Below are 22,309 nucleotides of genomic sequence, written 5' to 3'. Positions count from 1 at the left end.
AATTATAAACTTTATAAGTCGCCCTATGGGGCGGCTTTTTTGCTGTTTCATCGTTTAGGTATCGATAGCCACAATCGCAGAAGAAATTGGTCGATATCTTCTATTGACCACCGAATAAGGGAGGACTACACTTACGAGAGATATGATGGGCAAGAAGCTGGGAGAGGAAAGGGATATACAGCCATGGAGCAACAACATTCAAACCGGCGGCATCATGAGGTCGTGAAGCTAGGACTTACGATGATCCCTCGAGTCTGGTTCAATGCGCGGATCGATTTTATGGCGACTATGATCTTCTCGGTGTTCAACGTCGTGATGAACCAGTTTTTTATGCCGTTCGCGATTCGCGAAGGGGCAAGCAATCTGCAGGTCGGGCTGCTGTCGGCAGCGCCGGCGATCGGACTTATATTTTCACCTGTATGGGCAGGCATGATCGAGCGTACGGGCAGGCCTTGGCCGTTTTTCTTCATACCGAATTACATTGGAAGGCTGCTGCTTATATTTCCGGCGCTGTTTCCTCATCCGGCCGTCTATGTTGTTACGGCAATTTGTTTTCAGCTGTTGATGGGAATTCAGGCCCCTGCATATGCGTCCTTAGTGTCCCGAATGTATCCTGGTGATGTGCGCGGCCGATTGATGGGGTATGTCCGGGTTGCGATGGGAGCGCTTATGATTCCGCTCGCTTATGTGGTCGGCAGTTGGTCGGATGCCTCAGGGCCTATGGGGCCATTGATTACGGCTGCTGTGTTCGGTACGGTATCGCTTGCTTTATTCAACACAATGCGGCTCGGGAAACAGCCAAGTACTGCGGCGCCTGTTCAAAGGAACAAACGGTCGGCCAAAACGACCTTGATGGAGCAGTGGGACTTGGTCAAAGGCAACCGAATTCTGGTCGTGTTTCTGCTCGCGACCACATTCGCAGGCTTCGGCAACATGCTGGCCAATCCGCTGTATCAGATTATCCAGGTTGATGAGTTGGGCCTGACGAACGCTCAGATCGGTATGGGGCGTATCTCTTACTATACGATTCTGCTTGTGACGTATTTGTTCGCGGGATGGATGATTGACCGATTCGATATTCGTTATACGCTAATGGCCGGGATCGGTGCCTATGCCATTGTACCGATGATTTATGGACTATGGGGAACGTACAGCGCGGTTATTATCGGCAATGGCATTCAAGGGCTGGGCGAGGCGATCTGGGACATCGGTATTCTATCATTTGTTTCGCGGCTAGTGCCGGGACGAGAGGCGACGGTATTCGGCATCCATCTGATGCTGTTCGGCTTCCGGGGAACGCTCGGACCGCTGCTTGGCGCGGGGCTGTCGGAGTCGGTGTCCTTATCGACGCTGCTCGTTATTGCATCCATCTGCGGCTGGATTGGAACCGTTCTGTTCGTGGCGGGCAGCCGTCAGCGGTCCATCGTTAACTCGACATAGGATCAGACTGAGCAAGCCTATAATTGATGCTGCGGAATATGATAATGAAAAAGCGGCTTGGAGCAGTGGGGCAATAACGCCCGAATGCTTCAAGCCGCTTTTTATTGCTGTCCTTTAGACCGGCTGCTGCTCCTTCAGCAGCAGCAAATCGATGAACTGCTCTTTGGTCACGTTACCGAAGTAGTAGTTTGCCTCTATACCTTCAAGCGCCGCCATAATCGCAGACTCTTCATACCTTACGCCGGTAAGCCGTTGCTCGATGTCCGCGACGTCGCCGACGCCGAAGAAATCGCCGAATACACGGATCGCACTAATCAGCCCTTCCTCCACATCCAGCCGAACATCGATAATGCCTGCGCCGAACTTGTAGGCGTTCTGAATGTTGCATTTTGGCGATCGGCCGTAATTCCAGTCCCAATTGCGGTAGCGTGTCTCAGACAGTTCGCGGATCGCTTTCCAATCTTCTTCCGTAAGCTTGTATTGCGGAACTTCCGATGGTTCCATGCCGAAAATACGCCGTAGCAGCTCGTCTCTGAATTGCTCGATGGTCATAGGCGACTGCAAAAACTCCGTAATATTCGCGACGCGGGAACGAACGGATTTGGTCGATTTGGACTCGACCTTCATCGGCTTCACTTTGAGCGCGGATGAAACATGCTCCATCTCCGAAGCGAACAACAGCGTACCATGGCTGAACATTCTGCCGCGTGTAGCGAACATAGCGTTGCCGGACACTTTGCGCTCACCGATCTGAATGTCGTTGCGTCCGCTCAACTCCGCATCAACGCCTAGCGCTTGCAGCGCATCGATGACCGGCTGCGTAAATTTGCGGAAATTATGAAACGACTGTCCGTCGTCCTTCGTCAGAAAGCTGAAGTTCAGATTGCCGGTATCATGATAGACGGCGCCGCCTCCCGATAGACGGCGAACGACATGAATACCGCGTTCCTCTACATACTCGGAGTTGATTTCCTCGACGGTGTTCTGATTTTTGCCAATGATGATTGAAGGTTCATTAATATAAAACAGCAGGTAGCTGTCCGTCATCGGCAGCTGCCGAAGCACATATTCCTCGATGGCGAGATTAATGGTCGGATCGGTAATTCCCTGGTTATCGATAAATAGCAAGTCAGGTACCCCCTTACGATTGCTCATGATGCTCGTACGTTATCGTACCATATTCAAGGCTTCGATTCTAATCGGCAGCACTCTGCTTGTAGTAGGTACGGAACACGATATCTTGATCGTAATTGCCGAATCCCCGGCCGTACAAGGTCATCCCGCCGACATGCGCCGCATCCTCGTCGACCGAGAACCGCAGCGTCCATTGGTTGCGTTCCGGCTCGATTTGACGAAGGCCAACGGATGACATCATCATGCCGTCAATGAAGGTGCCTTCTTCCGTAATGCGAAGCACCTTCAGATAGCCGTATTGGTTAATTTGGTCCGGCCACCAGTCGGGCGTGAAGGAGCCGCGTCCGTTGCCGGAGTCGCCAGGGCTTGTCCAACTGCCAAGAGAGGTTCGATTCAGCTCGAACCGGATATCGCTCGGCCAGTTCGGATTCGTGCCGGGCGCTTCCGACGATATTTCCATCGATATTTCGATCTCCGTCAACTGCTGCGAAGCAAGCAGATAGTTCGGTATTTTGTATTCGACGAACCCTTTGCCGAACCACAAGATGTTGGCATGCATCCGCTCCGGGGAGAAGAAGTAACGCGGATCGTCAAATTGGCCGATATATTGCGACCTCGTGGCGAGTCCGCAGGTCGGGTGAATATCGAAGGAAGTATAATGGCCAATGGGAACCGATACTTCATGCATTAAGCGGGCGGGCTCTTCTGCATGAGGCAGATCAATCTCGACCCGTTCCTCGGCTAACGAGTTCAGCTTATGCGTTCCGCCGTTCATTCGAACCATATCGGAACGGATAAGGCCTGCCTGCTGAAGCTTGCGAATGTGCATCGTCACAATGGCAGGGCTCAACTGCAATTTCTCAGCGATATCTTTGTTGTTCATCGGCTTGCCGGCAAGCAGCTTTAATATTCGAAGACGTACATCACTGGCCAGCGCCTCGTATAACGGCAGCCACTGGGCATCCGTATTTGCTTTGATCATAAGCCCTATTCCTCCACAGCAGCATCAGTCTGATACAAGGAACTCAATTACATCTCAATTAATATATACATAAAATCAATAAAAGAAAAGAGCTTTTGTTCAGAAAAGGGTTGCATAAGCAGGAGGAATCGTATTAAATAAGGGTATGGATTAACTTTGTTGATTATAGATTAATAATATTATTAATTCAGTAAAAGGGGCGTTATCAGCATGACTTTAAAAGCAAAGATGATTGTCGACAAAGATTTTGCAATCTCCGAAATCGATAACCGTATTTACGGTTCTTTCATTGAACATCTTGGCCGCGCCGTATATAACGGCATCTATGAGCCTGGCCATCAATCGGCCGATGAGAGCGGATTCCGCAGCGACGTAATGGAGATGATCCGCGAGTTGCAAGTGCCGATCGTCCGTTACCCTGGCGGCAACTTTGTATCCGGTTACAACTGGGAAGATACGGTTGGACCGAAGGAGCTGCGCAAGCGCCGGCTTGAGCTCGCATGGCGCGTGGTGGAGACGAACCAATTCGGATTCAACGAATTCGTCGATTGGTCGAAGAAAGCGAACTCGGAAGTGATGATGGCCGTCAATCTCGGCACGCGCGGCGCTGATGACGCACGCAATCTGATCGAGTACAGCAACCATCCGGGCGGCTCCTATTGGAGCGACCTGCGCCGTTCGCACGGCTATGAGCAGCCGCACAATATCAAGACATGGTGCCTCGGCAACGAGATGGATGGTCCATGGCAGATCGGCGCCAAGACAGCTACGGAGTACGGCAGGCTCGCTGTCGAGACGGCGAAAGTCATGAAATGGGTCGATCCGACGATCGAACTGGTCGCCTGCGGCAGCTCTGGCCTTGGTATGCCGACGTTCCCGGAATGGGAGTCGACGGTACTGGATCATACGTACGATCATGTCGAATATTTGTCGCTTCACCAATATTACGGCAACCAAGAGAACGATACGCCGACGTTCCTTGCCCGCTCGCTCCAGATGGAAGAGTTCATCCGTACAGTAGCGGCGACTTGCGATTATATGAAGGCGAAGAAGCGCAGCAAGAAGAAGATGCTCCTCTCGTTCGACGAATGGAATGTATGGTATCACTCGAATGCGGCGGACAGCAAACGGGAGCCTTGGGACATCGCGCCTCCGCAGCTGGAGGACATCTACAACCACGAGGACGCACTCGTCGTCGGTACGATGCTGATCGCTATGCTGAAGCATTCGGACCGCGTCAGAATGGCGTGCATGGCTCAGCTCGTCAATGTTATTGCGCCGATTATGACATCGAACGGCGGCGGCGCTTGGCGTCAGACGATTTTCTATCCATACCTGCATGCGTCGCTGTTCGGCCGAGGCAAAGCACTTGTGCCGCTCGTGCAATCTTCGAAGTATGACACGAAAGAAATTACGGACGTGCCTTACCTGGAATCGATCGCTGTATACAATGAAGAGAAGAGCGAAGTGACGATTTTTGCAGTCAACCGTCATCTGGAGGAGCAGCTTCCGGTCGAGATTGATCTGCGCAGCTTCGGAGAGTGCTCGATCATCGAGCATATCGTAATGGAGAACGATGACCTGAAGGCGGTTAACACCGAACTTGAGCCGAACCGCGTGGCGCCGCATAACCGCGGCAACGCTTCGGTGGACGGTTCGACGATTCAAGCGAAGCTCGCGAAGGCGTCGTGGAACGTTATCCGCGTGAAAGTATAATATACGGTTAGATCAATAAAGGCTATCCATCCAGCATCAGCTTGGACGGATAGCCTTTGTCGTTCATCGGCAGAACCCGTTTAGAACGTCGGTTTCACGATCATAAGAATAAATAAAATGATGCCAAACACTGTAGCAACATAATGAATCAAATGAATTCGGGCAACAAGTTCCCTGTATTCGACAGGTACGGAATTCGAAGACGGTTCCAACGCTTGGTTGAACAGCCACTGGAATACGCGCTTCTGCGCCGGGGCTGCGAAGCCGACCATAAGAATCTGGATGATGACGTAGATGGCAATCGATGCATAAATCCATACATCCTTGAATTGATAATCTCCGGCAATGACGAGGCCAATGCCGCTTAATACGGCAATCGTTCCGCCTATCTTGGGGAACAACTCTAGAATTGCGCCGAGACGGAAGGAGTGGCGAAGCTGATCAAGCGGCTGGCCGGAACGAAGCAGTACAGGTGCGAAGAACGCAGGCCCAATTCCGATTATAGCGGTCATCACATGCACGACAACCAATACTAAATACCAATCCCAATCCATCCTTCGAATCATCCCCCAAAGGTTAAATGTGACAAAAGTCCGAACTTTATGTTATAACAATTTTCCTCTTCTTTCAATAATAAACATGCAAAAGACGGAACGAGGTGGGCCTAGGAGCCGAAAGTGTCGATATGGTATGCTAAGGCACGGAGGGATGACGATGAACGCGGACGATGTTATAGGCTCGAAGACGGATAAGCCGATACCCGATAAAGGCAAGTCACATTATTGGTTCGCCGGCGTACAGCCTTCTCTGCCCATCTACGTCGAGAGTATCGGATACAATCCGGTACAGGAATCGATCGACCGTCAAGATGGTTACCCGTGCTTTCATTGGCTGCATACCGTTCATGGGGAAGGGCTGATCGAGGTGGCGGGTCAGCAGATGACGCTCCCGGCGCATACAGGCATTCTTCTCTATCCGCATATCAAGCATAGTTATAAGCCAAGCAGCGACAGCTGGTCAACGGAGTATATCACGTTCGACGGACCGCAGGCTGCATCGATGTTGACGTCGCTCGGCTTCCGCCATTCGGAATGGTTCCGGTGGGAGGAAGGGACCGAGTTCGGCGGGCATTTGGGCCGAATGGTGGAGACGATCTCGAGAGAGGATGACCGTTCCGGACTGGATGCGTCGAGCGGGTTGTACCGGTTTCTGCTGCTGCTCAAAAAATATGGCCAAGTCCGCACCGGCTCCTCCTTGTTCCAACATATGGAGAAGCTGAATCCTCTGCTTGCGTGGCTGGATAACGGTTACAGCGATCCGTCCGTCGGCTTGCCGGAAATGGCGGAGCGGCTGCTCGTAACGCCCCGCTATCTGAACATGATGTTCCACAAGGCGTTCGGGATGACCGCCTATACGTACTTAATTCGCTTAAGGCTGACTAAGGCAAAAGAGCTGCTGACCGGCGGGGAGCGCAAGAGCATCCAATCGATTGCGCAACAGGTCGGCTACCGGGATGCCAGCCATTTCATTGCGGTGTTCCGCAAGACCGAAGGGCTGACGCCCGAACAATTTCGAAAGCTCCATTAATCAGAATCGTGTATAATAGGTGACAAAATTCGCCGCCATCCGGTATGCGCGGTGCGAACAGGCAGGTATCGACTATGCCCCGGTTGTTATCCAGATGGCTGAACAATATGAAACTGCGAACGAAGCTCTTTATATCGCTGCTGCTCGTCGTAGCTGTGCCGGTGTTGATCGTCGGTCTGTTCCTGACGGTGCAGTTCCGCGGCAAAGTGCTCGATGACGCGGTGGCACAATCGATGAACAACGTCGACCGGATTAAACAGCGTACGTCCACGCTGTTGTCGGTGCCGATTGAGGCATCGAATACGTTTATGTACGACGAACAGTTGAAACAGATCGTGAACACCAATTTCGAAAGGCCGATCGACGTTTTCCTTGCTTACCGCGAATACACGGCATTCAAGAATCTGTTGAGTTTGCATAAGGAATTAAGCAGCATCCGGCTCTATACGAGCAATCCGACGCTGCTCGATAACTGGGAGTTAATGAAGCTTACACCGGCGACGGAGCAGACGTTCTGGTACAAGGCGGCGCAGGAGGATTCGCTTGCCCAGTGGTACTATATCGATGAGGTGACGAACCCGGGCGTGAAGAAGCTGAGTCTTGTTCGCCGGATGGATCCTGTCGGATATCGAACAGGCGCCGTGCTCGTCATTACGGTGAACCGGACGGAGTTGGCCACGATTCTGATGAATGAGCCGTTCGATACGATGATTGTCGATTCCAACAACTTCGTCGTCGCTTCTTCCCGAAGATCGGACGAAGGTCGCGAGCTTACGGACGTCAATATCGGACAACTGCTCGATGGGAACAAGGACGGAACCTACAATACCGTGGTGGACGGAACGCGAGCTAAGGTAGTTGTTGAATCGCTGCATCCGTCATCGAGCCGCAATGGACTAAGAATCGTTTCAGTTATCCGGATCGACAGTGTCGTGAAGGACGCGAACCGGATTAGCTACCTTGGACTAAGCATTATGCTGATCAGCTTTATCGTGGCCATTATTATTATATCGTTCGTATCCAAGTTGTTGTCTAACCGGCTTCTTGTCCTTAGCCGGCAGATGAACAAGGTAGCCGCAGGCAACTTGAATGGTTCGCTGCAGATCGATGGCAACGATGAGATTGCCCTGTTGTCGCGGCAGTTCAATGGTATGATGAACAGCATCCGCGATCTGATGGATGAAGTGCAGGAGACGAATCATCAGCGCAACATGCTGCAGATCAAACAGAAGGAAATAAAGCTGAGGATGATGGCCAGCCAAATCAATCCCCACTTTCTGTTCAATGCGCTGGAGTCGATTCGGATGAAAGCCCATATGAACAAGCAGACGGAGATTGCTCAGACCGTGAAGTTGCTTGGAACGCTGATGCGTAAAAATTTGGAAATCGGCGGTCATAGCATTGCCTTGAGCGATGAAATCGAAATCGTTCGCTGTTATTCGGAGATTCAACGGTTCCGGTTCGGAGAACGGCTCTCCTTCGAGCTGGATATCGCACCAGACTCGTTGTCTGTCCGGGTACCTCCGCTCATCGTGCAGCCGCTTGTCGAGAATGCGGTCGTGCATGGCCTGGAGACGAAGGAAGAAGGCGGCTGCGTCGTTATTCGAACACTGGTTACCGATGATTTCGAGAAGCTGATTATCGAGATCGCGGATAACGGACAAGGGATGGAAGAGCAGCGGCTGCGCCAACTGCTAGATTCGCTTGAAGATATGGAAGATCGCGAGGGCTATCGAATCGGAATGAGAAACGTGCATCAACGGTTGAAGCTGATGCACGGGGACGCCTATACTCTGACGCTGGAGAGTACGCCTGAGCAGGGAACTTTTATCCGGCTTGAGCTGCCGACAAGGAGTGACGCCTATGTATAAAGTGATGATTGTTGACGATGAGCCGGCAATCCGGGAAGGTATGACGACGCTAATCGAATGGGAGACATACGGTTTTACCGTATGCGGTACGGCTGCGAATGGCAGAGAAGCGCTGGCGAAGGCGGAGGAGCTGCTGCCGGATCTGATGCTCGTAGACATTCGGATGCCGGGGATGAGCGGCCTGGAGCTGATCGAGCGGATACGGGAGAAGAACGATCAATGCCATTTCCTCATCTTGAGCGGATACTCTGACTTTGAATACGCGAGGAGAGCGATCGGCTTCCGGGTCGACGGGTATATGCTCAAGCCCGTTAATGAGGACGAGCTGTGTGAGAACTTGGAACGGATCCAAGAAAGTCTCATCGCGGAGAAAGAAGCGCAGCGCCAGCATGACGAGGACGTTGCTTGGCGCGCCGAGCAGTTGGTAAAGTCGATCGTATCCGGCTCGGCCGGCGATGGATTAACGGATGAGCTGTGGCAGCCGATCGCGGTGCGGCTGTCGATCGAATGGCCCGGCTACAAGGTGGCGCTGGCGGAGGTCGAACCGGGTGAAGACAGCGATCCAGGCAAGATGAATTTAATCAAACGCAGATGGAGCAAGGAGCTGCAAGCCGGAAATCGCGGGTTCGTCTTCCTGATGGAGCCGTATATCGGAATCTTGCTGCGGCAAGAGGCAGGAGTCAGCTTGACGGATGCGGAGCTGCTGCGGCTGCTGCTGGCGAACGGGTATTCAGACCATATCTTCGTCTCCGTCGGTCGTACGGTAACGTCGTTCCAGAACGCCACCCTTTCCTACGATAGCGCGATTGCGGGATTGCGTCACCGGTTCGTGCTCGGTACCGGCGTCATCGTGAACGCGGATGAGGAGACGGCCATGAATCAGGAGCAGGCGGACGAGCTGCCGATTGATGATCTAGCGGAGCATCTGTTCTACGCTATGGATATCGGCAATAAGGAAAGCGCTGTCCGGACGATTGAGGCTGCTGCTCAGCGAATGACCGAGCTGCGTTTCACCGAAGAGATGCGAAGTCGAATTTTGCCCATATGCTGTCTACTGCCTTCAATAAGCTTGCCGCAGCCAATCCGAGAAATTTCTCGTCAGCGCAGCCATTCACGCCAGCGATCTCGGACATCTTCCGGCAGAAGAGCATGAGTGCGCTCATTGCGCATGCGAAGCAAATGATCGAAGAGACCGTCCGACAGTCGGCCGACCATGGACCGGAGACGATCATTAAGCAGATCGAAGATTTTATCCGGCGCAACTACAGCGAGAACTTGAAGCTGGAGACGCTTGCCGACCTGTTCAACTATAACAGCAGTTACTTGGGCAAGCTGTTCAAGACGCATACCGGAGACCATTTCAACACGTATCTCGACAAAGTCCGGATCGACCGGGCGAAGGATCTGCTGGCGCAAGGGCTGAAGGTGCATCAAGTGGCGGAAAAAGTCGGATATGGCAGCGTCGATTACTTTCATACGAAGTTCAAAAAGTACGAAGGAGCTTCGCCGTCTGCATTCAAGGGCGGCAAGTCTTGAGCGAATAGGGAACAATGGACTAGCGAACCGTGCGGCGATGCCGTGCGGTTTATTCATGTTGGACGGACGAACGGAGCAAACAATGTCGGATTTGTACCGGATTTTATGGCTTATTTGTCGGGTAGGTTTGAAGGCAGGGGTGGTGTACGATAGATATACAAACGAGCTGAAACCGCTTACAGCATAGTGAAATCGCATGTGCCCCATAATAATTGGGTTAAGTGGACTGACGGAATTTTATATGATTTTTGCGCGAATCTATCGGGTGTAAACCATATATGAGCATCCTTTATGATGGAGATATACAAAAGGAGGGCTAACATGGAAGCGATAACAAACCACAACAAAAAGCCCGGCGGACTGAAACGAAACAGCTTCTTGTATAAGATGCTTCAGCAGAAGTATCTGTACCTCATGTCCATTCCGTTCGTCATATGGGTGTTCGTATTCAGCTACTTGCCGATCTGGGGCTGGACGATGGCGTTCCAGAAATTCAGACCGGCCCGCTCGTTCTGGGATCAGGATTGGGTAGGGTTCAAACATTTTGTCGACCTGTTCTCGGACGACCGGTTCTTCCTCGTTATGCGCAATACGCTAGCGATGAGCTTCATGGGACTCGTGGCCAACTTTACGATTCCGATCCTGTTCGCCGTATTGCTTAACGAGCTGCGCCATCAAGTGTTCAAACGGTTCGTGCAGACGGTGTCGTACTTGCCTCACTTCGTTTCTTGGGTCGTCGTGGCGGGTATCGTGACCAAAATGCTGTCGATCGACGGCGGCGTCGTGAACCAAATGCTGATGGGCTTAAATCTGATTGACAAACCGATTCAGTTCATGGGCGAGCCGCACTATTTCTGGTCCATCGTCACCGCTTCAGATATCTGGAAAGAGATGGGCTGGACCACGATTATCTATCTCGCAGCCATTACGGGAATCGATCCGGAGCAATACGAAGCAGCACGTGTCGACGGCGCAGGGCGTTGGCGTCAAATCTGGCACATTACGCTGCCAGGCATTCGGACGACGATCTCGATCCTGCTCATTATGTCGATCGGCCATCTGATTCAGATTGGCTTCGAGAAGCAGTTCTTGCTCGGCAACCCGCTCGTCATCGATTATTCGGAAGTATTGGACTTATACGCTCTTAATAACGGTATTACACAAAATAGGTACTCATTCGGTACGGCTATCAGCATATTCAACTCGGTTGTTAGTATTATTCTGCTCTTCGTGGCCAATGGCATATTCAAACGGGTGACGAAAGAAAGCATCATGTAAAGGAGGATGCCATCCATGACTCAACCAAAAAGGAAACTGATGAGCACGTCGATGAGCGACAAGCTGTTCGACGGAACGAACATCGTCGTGATGTGCATCATCCTGATCGTCACGCTTTACCCGTTCTTGAACGTGCTGGCAATCTCGTTTAACGATTCTCACGATACGGTCCGCGGCGGACTAACGATCTACCCGCGCGCCTTCACGCTCAAAAACTATGAAACGATATTCGCGTACCAGGGCCTCATTACGGGCTTCTATATGTCCGTCCTTCGTACGGTAGTAGGTACATTATTCGGATTGATTAGCGGCTCGATGCTGGCATTCGTTCTGGCCCGGGCAGATTTCCAAGCTAGAAAATTCGTCTCGACGTTCCTTGCTCTGACGATGTATGTATCCGGCGGTCTGATTCCGGTGTATATGCTGATGCGGGACTTGAATCTGATGAATTCGTTCTGGGTATACGTTCTGCCGGGACTCGTCAGCGCCTTTAACGTTTTCGTCATCCGTTCGTTCATCGACGGTCTGCCGTTTGCCCTGCAGGAATCGGCGAAAATCGACGGGGCGAACGACTTCACGATCTACTGGCGGGTTATTCTTCCGCTCTGTAAGCCGGTTCTTGCCACGATCGCATTGTTCCTGGCGGTTGGCCAATGGAATTCCTGGTTCGATACGTATCTGTACAACGGCAGCTCGCCAAGTCTGACGACGCTGCAATACGAATTGACGAAGGTGCTCCAATCGACGACGAACTCGGCAGATTTCCGCGGCAAGAACATTACCGAACTTGTCACAAGCGTATCGCCGGAATCGATCAAGATGGCGATTACGATCGTCGTATCGCTGCCGATTCTTATCATCTATCCATTCCTGCAGCGTTACTTCGTAAAAGGCATGACGCTTGGCGCTGTCAAATCTTAACTATAGGTATTAACGAGGGCAGGCATCCTGTCCAGTGATACAATATAAGTTTTATTCATTATAGGAGGGTCCTTATATGAAACGTAAGATTCTAAAAGGAACAAGCTTGCTGCTTGCTAACGTCATGCTCGTATCGGCGCTTGCAGCATGCGGCTCATCCGGAGACAAGGAAGAAACGAAACAGCCAGAATCGACAGATGCCGGCAAGACGGAGACGACAACAGAGACGACTCAACCGGCAATGGATACGACGCCAATTACGTACACGATGCTTGCAGCTGACCCAAGTCCAGACTGGAACCAAATGCAAGACGACGTCGGCAAGCAAATTACGGCGAAGACGGGCATTACACTCAAAATGGATTTCGCAACGGATGCGAACAAAGTATCGCTCGTCGCGGCAAGCGGCGAATATCCGGACATCATCTCCGCGAAAGGCAGCTCGAACCTGTTCGTTGATGCAGGCGCGGTGCTTGAATTGTCCGATCTGATCGACAAGTACGGCCCGAACCTGAAGAAGGTATACGGCGATTACTGGAATCGTCTGAAATGGAGCACGGATGACGAGGGCATCTATGTCCTTCCAACGTATGACGGCGTGAACAACACGTATTTCGATGCAGGCGGCGCATTCACCCTTCAGCATCAAGCGGTAGAAGAAGCAGGCTATCCGCAAATCAAAACGGTTAAAGACTACGAGAAAGTAATCGCTGATTATGTGGCGAAGCATCCGACGACGGCTGACGGCCAAAAAACGCTCGGCTTGTCGCTGCTCGCAGACGATTGGCGCATCATGATTTCCGTAACGAACCCGGCATTCCAAGCGACTGGCGCATCGGACGACGGCGAAATCTACATCGATCCGAAGACGTATCAGGCGACGTTCCACTACCGCCGTCCGGAAGAGAAAGAATACTTCCGCTGGCTGAACCATATGAACGACATCGGCTTGCTTGATCCGGAATCGTTCGTACAGAAGGAAGACCAATACAGATCCAAAATCGCTCAAGGCCGCGTCGTCGGCGTCATCGACCAGAAGTGGGGCTTCCAACAAGCGATCGACACGTTGAAAAAAGACGGCAAGCTGAGCGCAACATACGGCTTCTACTCCGTACAATTGGACGACAAGACGGTTGACCATACGTTCGAGCCTACGGGCTTCATGGGCGGATACGGCATCATGATCTCGAAAGACGCGAAAAATCCAGAGCGTATCATCCAATTGCTCGACTACCTCGCATCTGAAGAAGGCCAAGTGCTGGTTAACTGGGGTATCGAAGGCAAGCATTACAACGTAGAAAACGGCAAACGCGTCATCCCGCAAGACGTGCAAGACAAAAAGCTGAACGACGCTTCGAACTTCAAGAAAACGACGGGTATCGGTCTGTGGAACAACTATGGTCCGCACTATGGTGACGGCGTACAGGATTCGACGGGCAACTACTTCACGACGAACTTCCCGGAGCAAATTCAAAACTCATACTCGGATGAAGACAAAAAAGTGCTCGCGGCTTACGGTAAAACGACGTGGAAAGACTTCTTCCCTTCGGAGAAAGAATTCGCGGCTAAACCTTGGGGCGCAGCATGGAACTTGCCGGTTCCAAGCGATTCCGACGCTAACATCATCTACAACAAGCTGACGCCGATCGTTCGCAAGCGTATTCCAGAAATCATCCTGTCGAAGCCATCCGAGTTCGACGCGAAATGGGATGCGTTCATGGCAGAGCTCGACAAGAACGATGTGAAGAAATACGAAGAAGAGTACACGAAATATATTCAAGCGCGCGTAGATCTGTGGAGCGGCAAATAAGTTAAGCTTCCAGCGGCAGCAGCGTAAGTCAATACAGAAGAAGAACCGTTCGTGCCGAATAGCACGGGCGGTTCTTTTGGTATTGTCATAACTAGAAAATATTAGTTGACAGCATTAACCAATTCATATAACATCCGTTATATAACATATGTTATATAAAAGCGGAGGTGACCGGGTGCCCCCTAAAGCAGAATTAACGAAAGAAAAGATAATGAATGCTGCCTTCGGGCTCGTAAGGGAGGAAGGACTCGAGGCGTTGACGACCCGCCGCATTGCGCAGCGGCTTCATTGCTCGACGCAGCCGATTTACAGTGTATGCGGGAGTATGGAGGAAATTCGCAGCGGCGTGTACGAGATGATAAGCGAATGCGCGACAGCCTATATGACAGGGTATAAGGACGACCATAAGTCATCAGCGCTTAATCTCGCTTTAGGCTTCATGCTGTTCGCGCAGAAGGAGAAGCAGATGTTCCGCGCACTGTATCTGACCGGACATCTTCAATATAATCCGGATAAAGATATGCTGCTCGGCGTCCATCTGTTGGGCGAAGAGGCGAGCGGGCAATATTTTCGCAGCAGCAGCCGTATTCATAAGCTGTCGGCGGAGCAGCGCAGACGTACTTATATGAAGCTGTCGATTTATCTCGTGGGCATCGGAACGATGCTGAACACGGGCACGCTGCAGCTGGACATGGACGAGGTCGCCGAGATGGTGAACGAGATGTACGAGATGCTGCTCGCCAAGGAAGGCATTCAGGGATGACAACTTTTGCGATCGGGGGATACAAACCTATGAATCAGAAGCTGGGGAACAAGATCGGCGAGGGCGGCTGCGCGGAAGTGTTTGAATGGGAGGACGGCAGCAAAGCGGTCAAGCTGGCAAAGCCGAATACGAACGCTTATGCGATACGCCGCGAGTTAAGCAATACCCGGATCGCTTGGGAAATCGGGCTGCCGGTGCCGAAGCCCTATGAGTTTATTGAAGTCGACGGCCGTCCGGGCGCTGTCTTCGAGCGGATCGCAGGCGAGTCGTTGATGCAAAGTTTTATGCGCATGCTGATGCAGAAGGACCGTCCGCAGGCCGGTTCCGGCGAGCCGGCGTTCTCGGATGAAGTTATTGCGCAGACCGTCAAGCTGCTGCATCGGATTCATGCCGTTACGGCTGCGGATATGCCGTCGCAAAGAGAGGATATCGAGGACGGAATCCGTCGCCAGCGCTATCTGAACGAAGAAGAGACCGAATCGGTTATTGCGATGCTGGAACGGCTTCCGAAGAAACGGCAATTGTGCCACGGCGATCCGAATCCGGGCAACATCATCATACAGAACGGCGAGCCCGTCATCATCGATTGGAACAATGCGACACACGGAAGTCCGGAAGGAGATATCGCTGAATATATCGTGATGCTCCGTTACGGAATACTTCCGCCTGAGCTGCCGGCTGAAGCGGGGACGGTGTTCGATACGATTCGCGAGCCTTTCATCGAACGGTTCATGGAGCAGTACACCAAGCTGACCGGCATCACGTATGCGGATGTTGATCTGTGGATCGCACCGATTGCGGCCCGAAAGCTGTCTGCGGATGGAATAAGCGATGAGGAGAAGCAGAGTCTTGCGGCCGAAGTAAGAAGGCGGATTGCGCTCGACCGATTAACAGGTACCTCGAATTAGAGATAGAGAGAGACAAGAGAGGCAGACTGAGGGGGCTGGATGCAAGGCTATGGGTCAGACGAAATCAGAATCCAATGCAACAAAACAATCGTACCAATGGGCTCTTACGTTTCTGCTTCCCTATAAGAAGCAAATTGCGCTTCTCGTCATGTGCGGCGTATTCGCAGTAGCGGGCGACTTGCTTACGCCGAAAGTGATCCAATATATGATCGACCACGTTGTGGAAGCAGGAGATTTTCACGTATTCTATGCGTTGCTTGGCATGCTCGTAGCGGTCAACCTGCTCATGCTGATCGCCAAGAACGGACGCAATCTGCTGCAGCGGACGATCGGAGCGCTCGCCTCGCGTGATATGCAGAGCGCTATATTCAAACATCTGCGCAAGCTCGGCTTCGCGCATTATGAACGGCATCCGGCAGGGGAAACGCTGTCGATGTTCAACTCCGAGGTCGTATCCGTGCAGCGAATCTACAGCCAATACTTGCCGGGCATCATCGATAACATTTTGTACGTCGTGGTCGCTGTAGCGCTGCTTGTCGGGATCAACGGCTGGCTGACGCTCATTATGGTGCCGACGTTCTGCTTGTACTATCTGTTCGGCCCCTACTTCGAGAGGAAGGCGGCGCACTACGGCAAGCTGTCGGGCCAGGGACGCATCGCCTTTAATCAGAAGGTATACGAGAGCGTCTCGGGCTTTCGCGAGTTTCGGGCGTTCGGTGCGCAGCGCTGGTACCATGAACGGACTTATGCGGAGCATAAGGCTTGGTCGCGCGATTATTTGCTGGCGGCGACGTTCGGGTTCGCAAGGGGAAGCTTCCGCCGGTTCACGTTCTATGCAGGCGCCATCGCCCTGTTTCTAACCGGGTATTATATGCTTCAGCACGATTATGTTACGCTTGGCGGCTTCGTCGCTTTCACGCTGTTGTATATGTCCACCATGTTCAAGCTGACGCTTCTCGTGACGCAGTTGACGGAGCAGCGGCTTATCATTCATCAGACCGCTCCATTGTATGCATTCATGCATAAACCGATCGAGATCGAAGAGCCGGCAGATCCAATCGAGCCCGTTCAGGCAGAAGGACGATTAACGTTCGAAGGCGTCGAATTCGGATACCCGGACCAGCCGCCGGTTATAAAAGGCTTCGATCTGAACATTCGCCCAGGCGAGAAAATCGCGTTCGTCGGTCCAAGCGGCGGCGGCAAGACGACGCTGTTCAAAATGGTCGGCCGATTCTATGATCCGACAAGCGGCATCGTGAAGCTGGACGGCGTTCCGCTGCGCTCCATGCCACTCGAACGGCTTCGTGATTCCATCGGTTACGTGTTCCAGGAAACGTACTTGTTCGGGTCGTCCGTGAAGGACAATATCCGGTTCGGCAAGCCGGATGCGACCGATGAAGAAGTGACTGCAGCGGCCAAAGCGGCTTATGCCCACGACTTCATTATGGAGCTGCCGGAAGGCTATGATACGGCGGTCGGGGAACGGGGCATTAAGCTGTCCGGCGGCCAGAAGCAGCGGATCGCGATCGCCCGAATGTTCATTAAGCAGCCGACTGTCATTCTGCTTGATGAAGCGACCTCATCGCTCGACAACGTCAGCGAGCGGGAAGTTCAGCAGGCGCTTGATCGGGTTCTGGTCGGCAGGACGACGATCGCGATCGCGCATCGGCTGTCGACGGTGAAACATTTTGACCGGATCGTCTTCCTGCATGAAGGGCGCGCGGCGGAAGTCGGCACCTATGAGGAACTGATGGAGCGCAGAGGACTGCTGTATGAGCTGGAGCTCGGGCAGTCCGGCGCCGCGGAAGGCAGAGAAGAGGTGAAGGCGGGATGAACTACTGGCATTTTATTAGCCGGAATCTGCTGATCGTGAAGCGGACCTACCTGCTCGTGATGCTGTTTCTCGTGCTGGAATCGTGTGCGAACTATTCCCTTGTATATGTGCAAAAAATATTGATCGACGACGTATTCGGCGCCGGGCACTACAGCTTGCTTGCAGGTGTCATCGCCGTATTCGCGGCAGCGGGGCTAGTCCATGCGCTCATGTTCACGATGACGAGCCGGTATCTCGTGAAGAACGAATTCGCGATCAGCCATTCGCTGCTGCGCGGCATGCTCGGACGGATCGAGAATGTGCCGGTCGAGCGGTTCGGAAGGGACCGTAACGGCAAATATGTGTATACGATGACGCAGGATTTGTTCCAGGCGGCGAGCTTCCTCGGCTGGCAGCTGCCAAGAGGCGGACAGGAAATATTGAACTTGCTCATACTGATTGGCTTTATCGGCTTCGCAAGCCCGGTGCTGCTGCTTATGGTGCTAGTCATGTGCGGGTTCTATCTGGCGGCGGGCTACTATTTCTCGCCGAAGCTGAAGGAAGCGGCGAAGAAAGTGTCCGAGCGGCGGACGGCGCTGATCATTCAGATCGAGGAGGGAGTCGCGTCAACTCGCGAGGTCATTGCCTTTCATCGGCTGAAGTGGGAGGAGAAGCTGTATAATAAGCTGTTCGACCAATATTTTGAGCAAATGATGGAGGAAGGCAAGCTAGTTAATAGGCAAATGCGCTGGAGCGACCCGATGAAGTGGGGCACCGGCCTCATCGTACTCGGCTATGGCGGTTATGAGCTTATGCACGGCCGAATTTCGATCGGCACATTCGTCGTCGTCTTCCAGTTCGCGACCCAAATGTCCGATTCATGCTATAACGTGTTCCAATTCTTCATGGGCTTCTCCAGCCAGCTGGCGTATATGGAGCGGGTAAACAGCATCATCACCTTGGAGCAAAATAAACCCGGCGTGCTCAAGCTGAGCGAACAGCCGAAGACGATCGACTTCGACGAGGTCCGGTTCCGTTACTCAGACGAGCTGCCGGACGTTCTCCAGTCGCTGACCGCAGAGCTTCCGGCTGGACGCAAGCTCGCCTTCGTCGGCTCATCCGGCGGCGGCAAGTCGACGATCGCGCAGCTGCTCGTTCGATTCTATGATCCGTCGCAAGGGGAGGTCCGGTTGAACGGCATTCCGCTTCATGAGCTGGACCGCCGGCAGTGGACAGACGGCTTGTCGATCGTCTTCCAGGACCCATATATGTTCCCGGATACGATTCGCGCCAATCTGCTGCTTGGGCGAGAAGAGCTGTCCGAGGAAGATATGGCGGAAGCTTGCCGGATCGCGCAGATCGACAACTTTATTGAAGGGCTGCCGGACGGCTACGATACGCAGGTCGGCGAGCGCGGCATTAAGCTGTCTGGCGGACAGCGCCAACGGCTCGCGATTGCGCGGGCGATTCTTGGCGATCCGTCGATCCTCGTGCTCGACGAAGCGACCTCCGCGCTCGATCTGGAGACGGAGCGCCGGCTGCTTGCCGCACTCGATGAGCGCCGGGACGGGCTGACGACGATTATGATCGCGCACCGGCTATCGACGATTGAGAACGCCGACCGCATCTATGTGCTCGACGGCGGCCGTCTGGCCGATTGCGGCACGCACGCGGAGCTGCTCGAGCGCCCTGGCGGCGTATACGGTGAGCTGCTGATGGCGCAGCGGTAGGAAATAGACAACGCCCCTCTGCTGGAATGAGCAGGGGGGCGTTGCTGTTGCGCGAAAGGAAAGCGAGCGGTGGATATTCCGAAACGTTACTATGGCGAATCCAAGTCCGTTGCTGCTTCGAACCAGAAATAGCCGCCCGTTTCGGAGCTATCACAGCCTGTTAGCGCGTAATGGGCTGCACGCTCGCCCTCTTGCGGCTTCAGCTCGACCGCCCGGCATATCGTGCTCGGCCGCTTCAAATCGACGCCAAAACCGTCCCTTGAATTGTCATACGTATACGTGATCGCTTCAGCACCATCGTAAACAAGCTCATCCCAAATCGGATGGCCTTCAGTCGTATACGTTGTTATGCGTACTTGGTCGGGAATGCCGACATCGAGGTTGGACAGAAACAGCTTCCATCGGTCTTCGTTCAGCAACTTGCCATGTACGTTCACCACATCACCGTTCGCCTCCGCTTGTTCGGCAGAATAAGGGTCCGAGACGGCAGGGAAGCTTGGCGCTTTGCGGGGAGCTGGCGCATCAGGCGCTTTTGTAGAAGAGGCAGTAGTCGAACTGCCGGAAGTGCCAGTAGAATTGTCGCTTCCGCAGCCTGATAAGAGCAGTAAGATTGCCGCTGTTGTGATCCACCATTTGATCATCGTTCTATCACCTCGACTAATAGACGGATAAGCATGAGCTAAAGTTACACCTACTGTCGGACAAGAGCTGCAGTGCCGTTTGACATAGGCGGCCATTTCGTAATACCTTGGTTCTATAGACAAGCGCCTAGTGCGAAAGGACAGCCAGCGGGCTGCCGTCAGGCGCTAGCAGATGAACGATAGAATGGAGCCGTCAACATGTATCGCAGTTTAGAAGAATGCATCGTCGATTTGGAAAAGCATGGCCATCTCGTCCGTATCCGCGAAGAGGTCGATCCTCATCTGGAAATGGCCGCGATTCATTTGAAAGTATATGAAGCGGGCGGACCAGCCCTGCTGTTCGAGAATGTAAAAGGCTCGAAGTTCCGCGCCGTATCGAATCTGTTCGGCACGATCGAGCGCAGCAAGTTTATTTTCCGCCAGACATGGGAAGCGGCACAGAACGTCATCGCGCTGCGCAACGATCCGATGCAGGCGCTTCGCAATCCGTTCAAGCATGCCGGCACGGGGATGGCGGCTTGGAAGGCATTGCCTGCGAAGCGCTCCGGCAAGCCGCCTGTCGCGGCGCAGGAAATTCGCATTTCTGACTTGCCGCTCATTAAGCATTGGCCGATGGACGGGGGCGCATTCGTTACGCTGCCGCAGGTGTATTCAGAGGATCCTGCGAAGCCGGGCATTATGAATTCCAACCTGGGCATGTACCGCGTACAGCTCACCGGCAACGATTATGCGACCGACCGGGAGATCGGGCTGCACTATCAAATCCACCGTGGGATCGGCGTTCATCAAGAGAAGGCTGCCCGTAAGGGCGAGCCGCTGAAGGTGAGCATATTCGTCGGGGGACCGCCTGCGCATACGCTGTCGGCCGTTATGCCGCTGCCCGAAGGGCTGAGCGAGATGACATTCGCGGGAATGCTTGCGGGACGCCGGTTCCGCTACAGCTACATCGACGGCTATTGCATTAGCCATGATGCCGATTTCGTCATTACGGGCGAGATTCACCCGGGCGAGACGAAGCCGGAAGGACCGTTCGGCGATCATCTGGGCTATTACAGCCTGACCCACGAGTTTCCGCTTATGAAAGTGCAAAAAGTGTACGCGCGGCCTAACGCGATATGGCCGTTCACCGTCGTTGGCCGTCCTCCGCAGGAGGATACTTCGTTCGGCGAGCTTATTCATGAGCTGACGGGGGACGCGATTAAGCAGGAGATTCCGGGCGTCAAGGAAGTGCATGCGGTCGACGCTGCAGGCGTTCATCCGCTTCTGTTCGCCATCGGCAGCGAGCGGTATACGCCTTATCAGCAGGTGAAGCAGCCGATGGAGCTTCTGACGATCGCCAATCGGATACTCGGGACCGGACAATTGAGCTTGGCGAAATATTTGTTCATTACGGCGGAAGACAAGCGTCCGCTCGATACGCATAACGAGGTCGACTTCCTAACTTATATATTAGAAAGAATCGATTTGCGGCGGGATATTCATTTTCAGACGAACACGACGATCGACACGCTCGACTATTCCGGCACCGGCCTTAACAGCGGCAGCAAAGTGGTGTTCGCGGCCTACGGGGAGCAGAAGCGGGAGCTGTGCACAGAAGTGCCAGACGGGCTGAAGAGCATCCGCGGCTTCGATAACGCGCGGCTGGTGATGCCGGGCGTCATCTCGGTGCAGGCGTCGGCGTTCACCGACTATGCAGCAGCGGAGCAGGAGATGCGGACTCTTGGCGAGGCGATTCATGCCGGCGGCGGCTTGCCGTCCTGCCCGGTCATTATCGTGTGCGACGACAGCACGTTCATGAGCGAGACGGTGAGCAACTTCCTGTGGGCGACGTTCACGCGAAGCAATCCTTCGCATGATATTTACGGTGTGAACGCCGGCTATGAGTTCAAACATTGGGGCTGCGACAATGTCATCATTGACGCGCGCGTGAAGCCGCATCAAGCGCCGCCGCTCGTGCCTGATCCGGCAGTGGAGAAGCGAATTGAGCGGCTGTTCGCCAAAGGCGCGGTGCTTGGCGGACTGCTGTAAGCCTTATCTTGAAGAGTCTCCGAATGTTGTTCGGAGACTCTTTATTTTATCCCGACTGATGGACAAACGCGACGAATAAGAGTCCTTCGGGGACTCTTATTGATCTCCAACGGGTGGTTTGCGCGGCGAATGGTTGTTTTAAGGGTCTTTC

The 22,309-nt window shown here is 53.3% G+C and carries 17 protein-coding genes and 1 pseudogene; 14 read left to right on the top strand and 4 right to left on the bottom strand.

The features are described 5' to 3' along the window. Nucleotides 1–183 precede the first annotated feature (183 nt). Nucleotides 184–1,440 (top strand): MFS transporter, encoded by a 1,257-nt coding sequence (locus PKO01S_RS25325; protein ID WP_127534237.1) that lies wholly within the window; start codon nucleotides 184–186, stop codon nucleotides 1,438–1,440. A 114-nt stretch (nucleotides 1,441–1,554) separates the two neighbouring features. On the opposite strand, the gene PKO01S_RS25320 is transcribed toward PKO01S_RS25325, so the two are convergent. Continuing rightward, complete coding sequence (locus PKO01S_RS25320; RefSeq protein WP_127534236.1) at nucleotides 1,555–2,568, bottom strand: lipoate--protein ligase; 1,014 nt, start codon at nucleotides 2,566–2,568, stop codon at nucleotides 1,555–1,557. Nucleotides 2,569–2,635: 67 nt separating this feature from the next. Next, nucleotides 2,636–3,556: an ArsR/SmtB family transcription factor gene (locus tag PKO01S_RS25315; RefSeq protein ID WP_127534235.1), complete on the bottom strand. Its 921-nt coding sequence runs from the start codon at nucleotides 3,554–3,556 to the stop codon at nucleotides 2,636–2,638. Nucleotides 3,557–3,766: 210 nt separating this feature from the next. Between PKO01S_RS25315 and arfA the strand changes: the two genes are divergently transcribed. After that, nucleotides 3,767–5,272: an arabinosylfuranosidase ArfA gene (arfA, locus tag PKO01S_RS25310; RefSeq protein WP_127534234.1), complete on the top strand. Its 1,506-nt coding sequence runs from the start codon at nucleotides 3,767–3,769 to the stop codon at nucleotides 5,270–5,272. 80 nt (nucleotides 5,273–5,352) lie between these two features. Here the strand turns inward: arfA and PKO01S_RS25305 are convergent, their stop codons facing one another. After that, entirely contained in the window at nucleotides 5,353–5,826 is a 474-nt protein-coding gene (locus tag PKO01S_RS25305) for a DUF2269 family protein (RefSeq protein ID WP_164779763.1), read from the bottom strand. 160 nt (nucleotides 5,827–5,986) lie between these two features. Here PKO01S_RS25305 and PKO01S_RS25300 point away from each other — a divergent pair, with 160 nt between their 5' ends. From PKO01S_RS25300 to PKO01S_RS25250, 11 genes and pseudogenes are all read left to right on the top strand, one after another. Next, nucleotides 5,987–6,859 carry a helix-turn-helix domain-containing protein gene (locus tag PKO01S_RS25300; RefSeq protein WP_127534232.1) on the top strand — a complete coding sequence of 291 codons (873 nt, stop codon included), beginning with the start codon at nucleotides 5,987–5,989 and terminating at the stop codon, nucleotides 6,857–6,859. Nucleotides 6,860–6,966: 107 nt separating this feature from the next. Next, nucleotides 6,967–8,730 (top strand): sensor histidine kinase, encoded by a 1,764-nt coding sequence (locus tag PKO01S_RS25295; protein ID WP_246070733.1) that lies wholly within the window; start codon nucleotides 6,967–6,969, stop codon nucleotides 8,728–8,730. Then, a complete protein-coding gene (locus PKO01S_RS25290) occupies nucleotides 8,723–9,883 on the top strand; it encodes a response regulator (protein WP_127534230.1) in 1,161 nt (386 codons plus the stop codon). The genes PKO01S_RS25295 and PKO01S_RS25290 overlap by 8 nt, the downstream gene beginning before the upstream one ends. Nucleotides 9,884–9,945: 62 nt before the next feature. Continuing rightward, nucleotides 9,946–10,266 (top strand): annotated as a pseudogene (locus PKO01S_RS25285) (helix-turn-helix transcriptional regulator); the annotation flags it as partial. A 321-nt stretch (nucleotides 10,267–10,587) separates the two neighbouring features. Continuing rightward, nucleotides 10,588–11,544: an ABC transporter permease gene (locus PKO01S_RS25280; protein ID WP_127534228.1), complete on the top strand. Its 957-nt coding sequence runs from the start codon at nucleotides 10,588–10,590 to the stop codon at nucleotides 11,542–11,544. 15 nt (nucleotides 11,545–11,559) lie between these two features. Next, the gene (locus tag PKO01S_RS25275; RefSeq protein ID WP_127534227.1) at nucleotides 11,560–12,465 is read left to right on the top strand and encodes a carbohydrate ABC transporter permease; all 906 of its coding nucleotides are present in this window, start codon (nucleotides 11,560–11,562) and stop codon (nucleotides 12,463–12,465) included. 76 nt (nucleotides 12,466–12,541) lie between these two features. Further along, the gene (locus PKO01S_RS25270; RefSeq protein WP_127534226.1) at nucleotides 12,542–14,275 is read left to right on the top strand and encodes an ABC transporter substrate-binding protein; all 1,734 of its coding nucleotides are present in this window, start codon (nucleotides 12,542–12,544) and stop codon (nucleotides 14,273–14,275) included. Between the two features lie 175 nt (nucleotides 14,276–14,450). After that, the gene (locus PKO01S_RS25265) at nucleotides 14,451–15,038 is read left to right on the top strand and encodes a TetR/AcrR family transcriptional regulator (protein WP_127534225.1); all 588 of its coding nucleotides are present in this window, start codon (nucleotides 14,451–14,453) and stop codon (nucleotides 15,036–15,038) included. Between the two features lie 29 nt (nucleotides 15,039–15,067). Beyond that, nucleotides 15,068–15,946, top strand: a complete 879-nt coding sequence (locus tag PKO01S_RS25260; protein ID WP_127534224.1) for a phosphotransferase family protein — start codon at nucleotides 15,068–15,070, stop codon at nucleotides 15,944–15,946. 49 nt (nucleotides 15,947–15,995) lie between these two features. Next, nucleotides 15,996–17,780 carry an ABC transporter ATP-binding protein gene (locus tag PKO01S_RS25255; protein ID WP_127534223.1) on the top strand — a complete coding sequence of 595 codons (1,785 nt, stop codon included), beginning with the start codon at nucleotides 15,996–15,998 and terminating at the stop codon, nucleotides 17,778–17,780. Continuing rightward, entirely contained in the window at nucleotides 17,777–19,489 is a 1,713-nt protein-coding gene (locus tag PKO01S_RS25250; RefSeq protein WP_127534222.1) for an ABC transporter ATP-binding protein, read from the top strand. Before PKO01S_RS25255 ends, PKO01S_RS25250 begins: the two co-directional genes overlap by 4 nt. Before the next feature lie 89 nt (nucleotides 19,490–19,578). Here PKO01S_RS25250 and PKO01S_RS25245 read toward each other — a convergent pair whose 3' ends face one another. Beyond that, nucleotides 19,579–20,130: a DUF4362 domain-containing protein gene (locus PKO01S_RS25245; RefSeq protein WP_164779761.1), complete on the bottom strand. Its 552-nt coding sequence runs from the start codon at nucleotides 20,128–20,130 to the stop codon at nucleotides 19,579–19,581. 198 nt (nucleotides 20,131–20,328) lie between these two features. On the opposite strand from PKO01S_RS25245, the gene PKO01S_RS25240 reads away from it, so the two are divergent. Continuing rightward, entirely contained in the window at nucleotides 20,329–22,158 is a 1,830-nt protein-coding gene (locus PKO01S_RS25240; protein ID WP_127534220.1) for a UbiD family decarboxylase, read from the top strand. Nucleotides 22,159–22,309: the final 151 nt, after the last annotated feature.

Source organism: Paenibacillus kobensis NBRC 15729 (genome assembly GCF_004000825.1).
GTDB classification, from domain to species: domain Bacteria; phylum Bacillota; class Bacilli; order Paenibacillales; family Paenibacillaceae; genus Paenibacillus_T; species Paenibacillus_T kobensis.
This window is presented reverse-complemented; position numbering and strand designations above follow the sequence as displayed.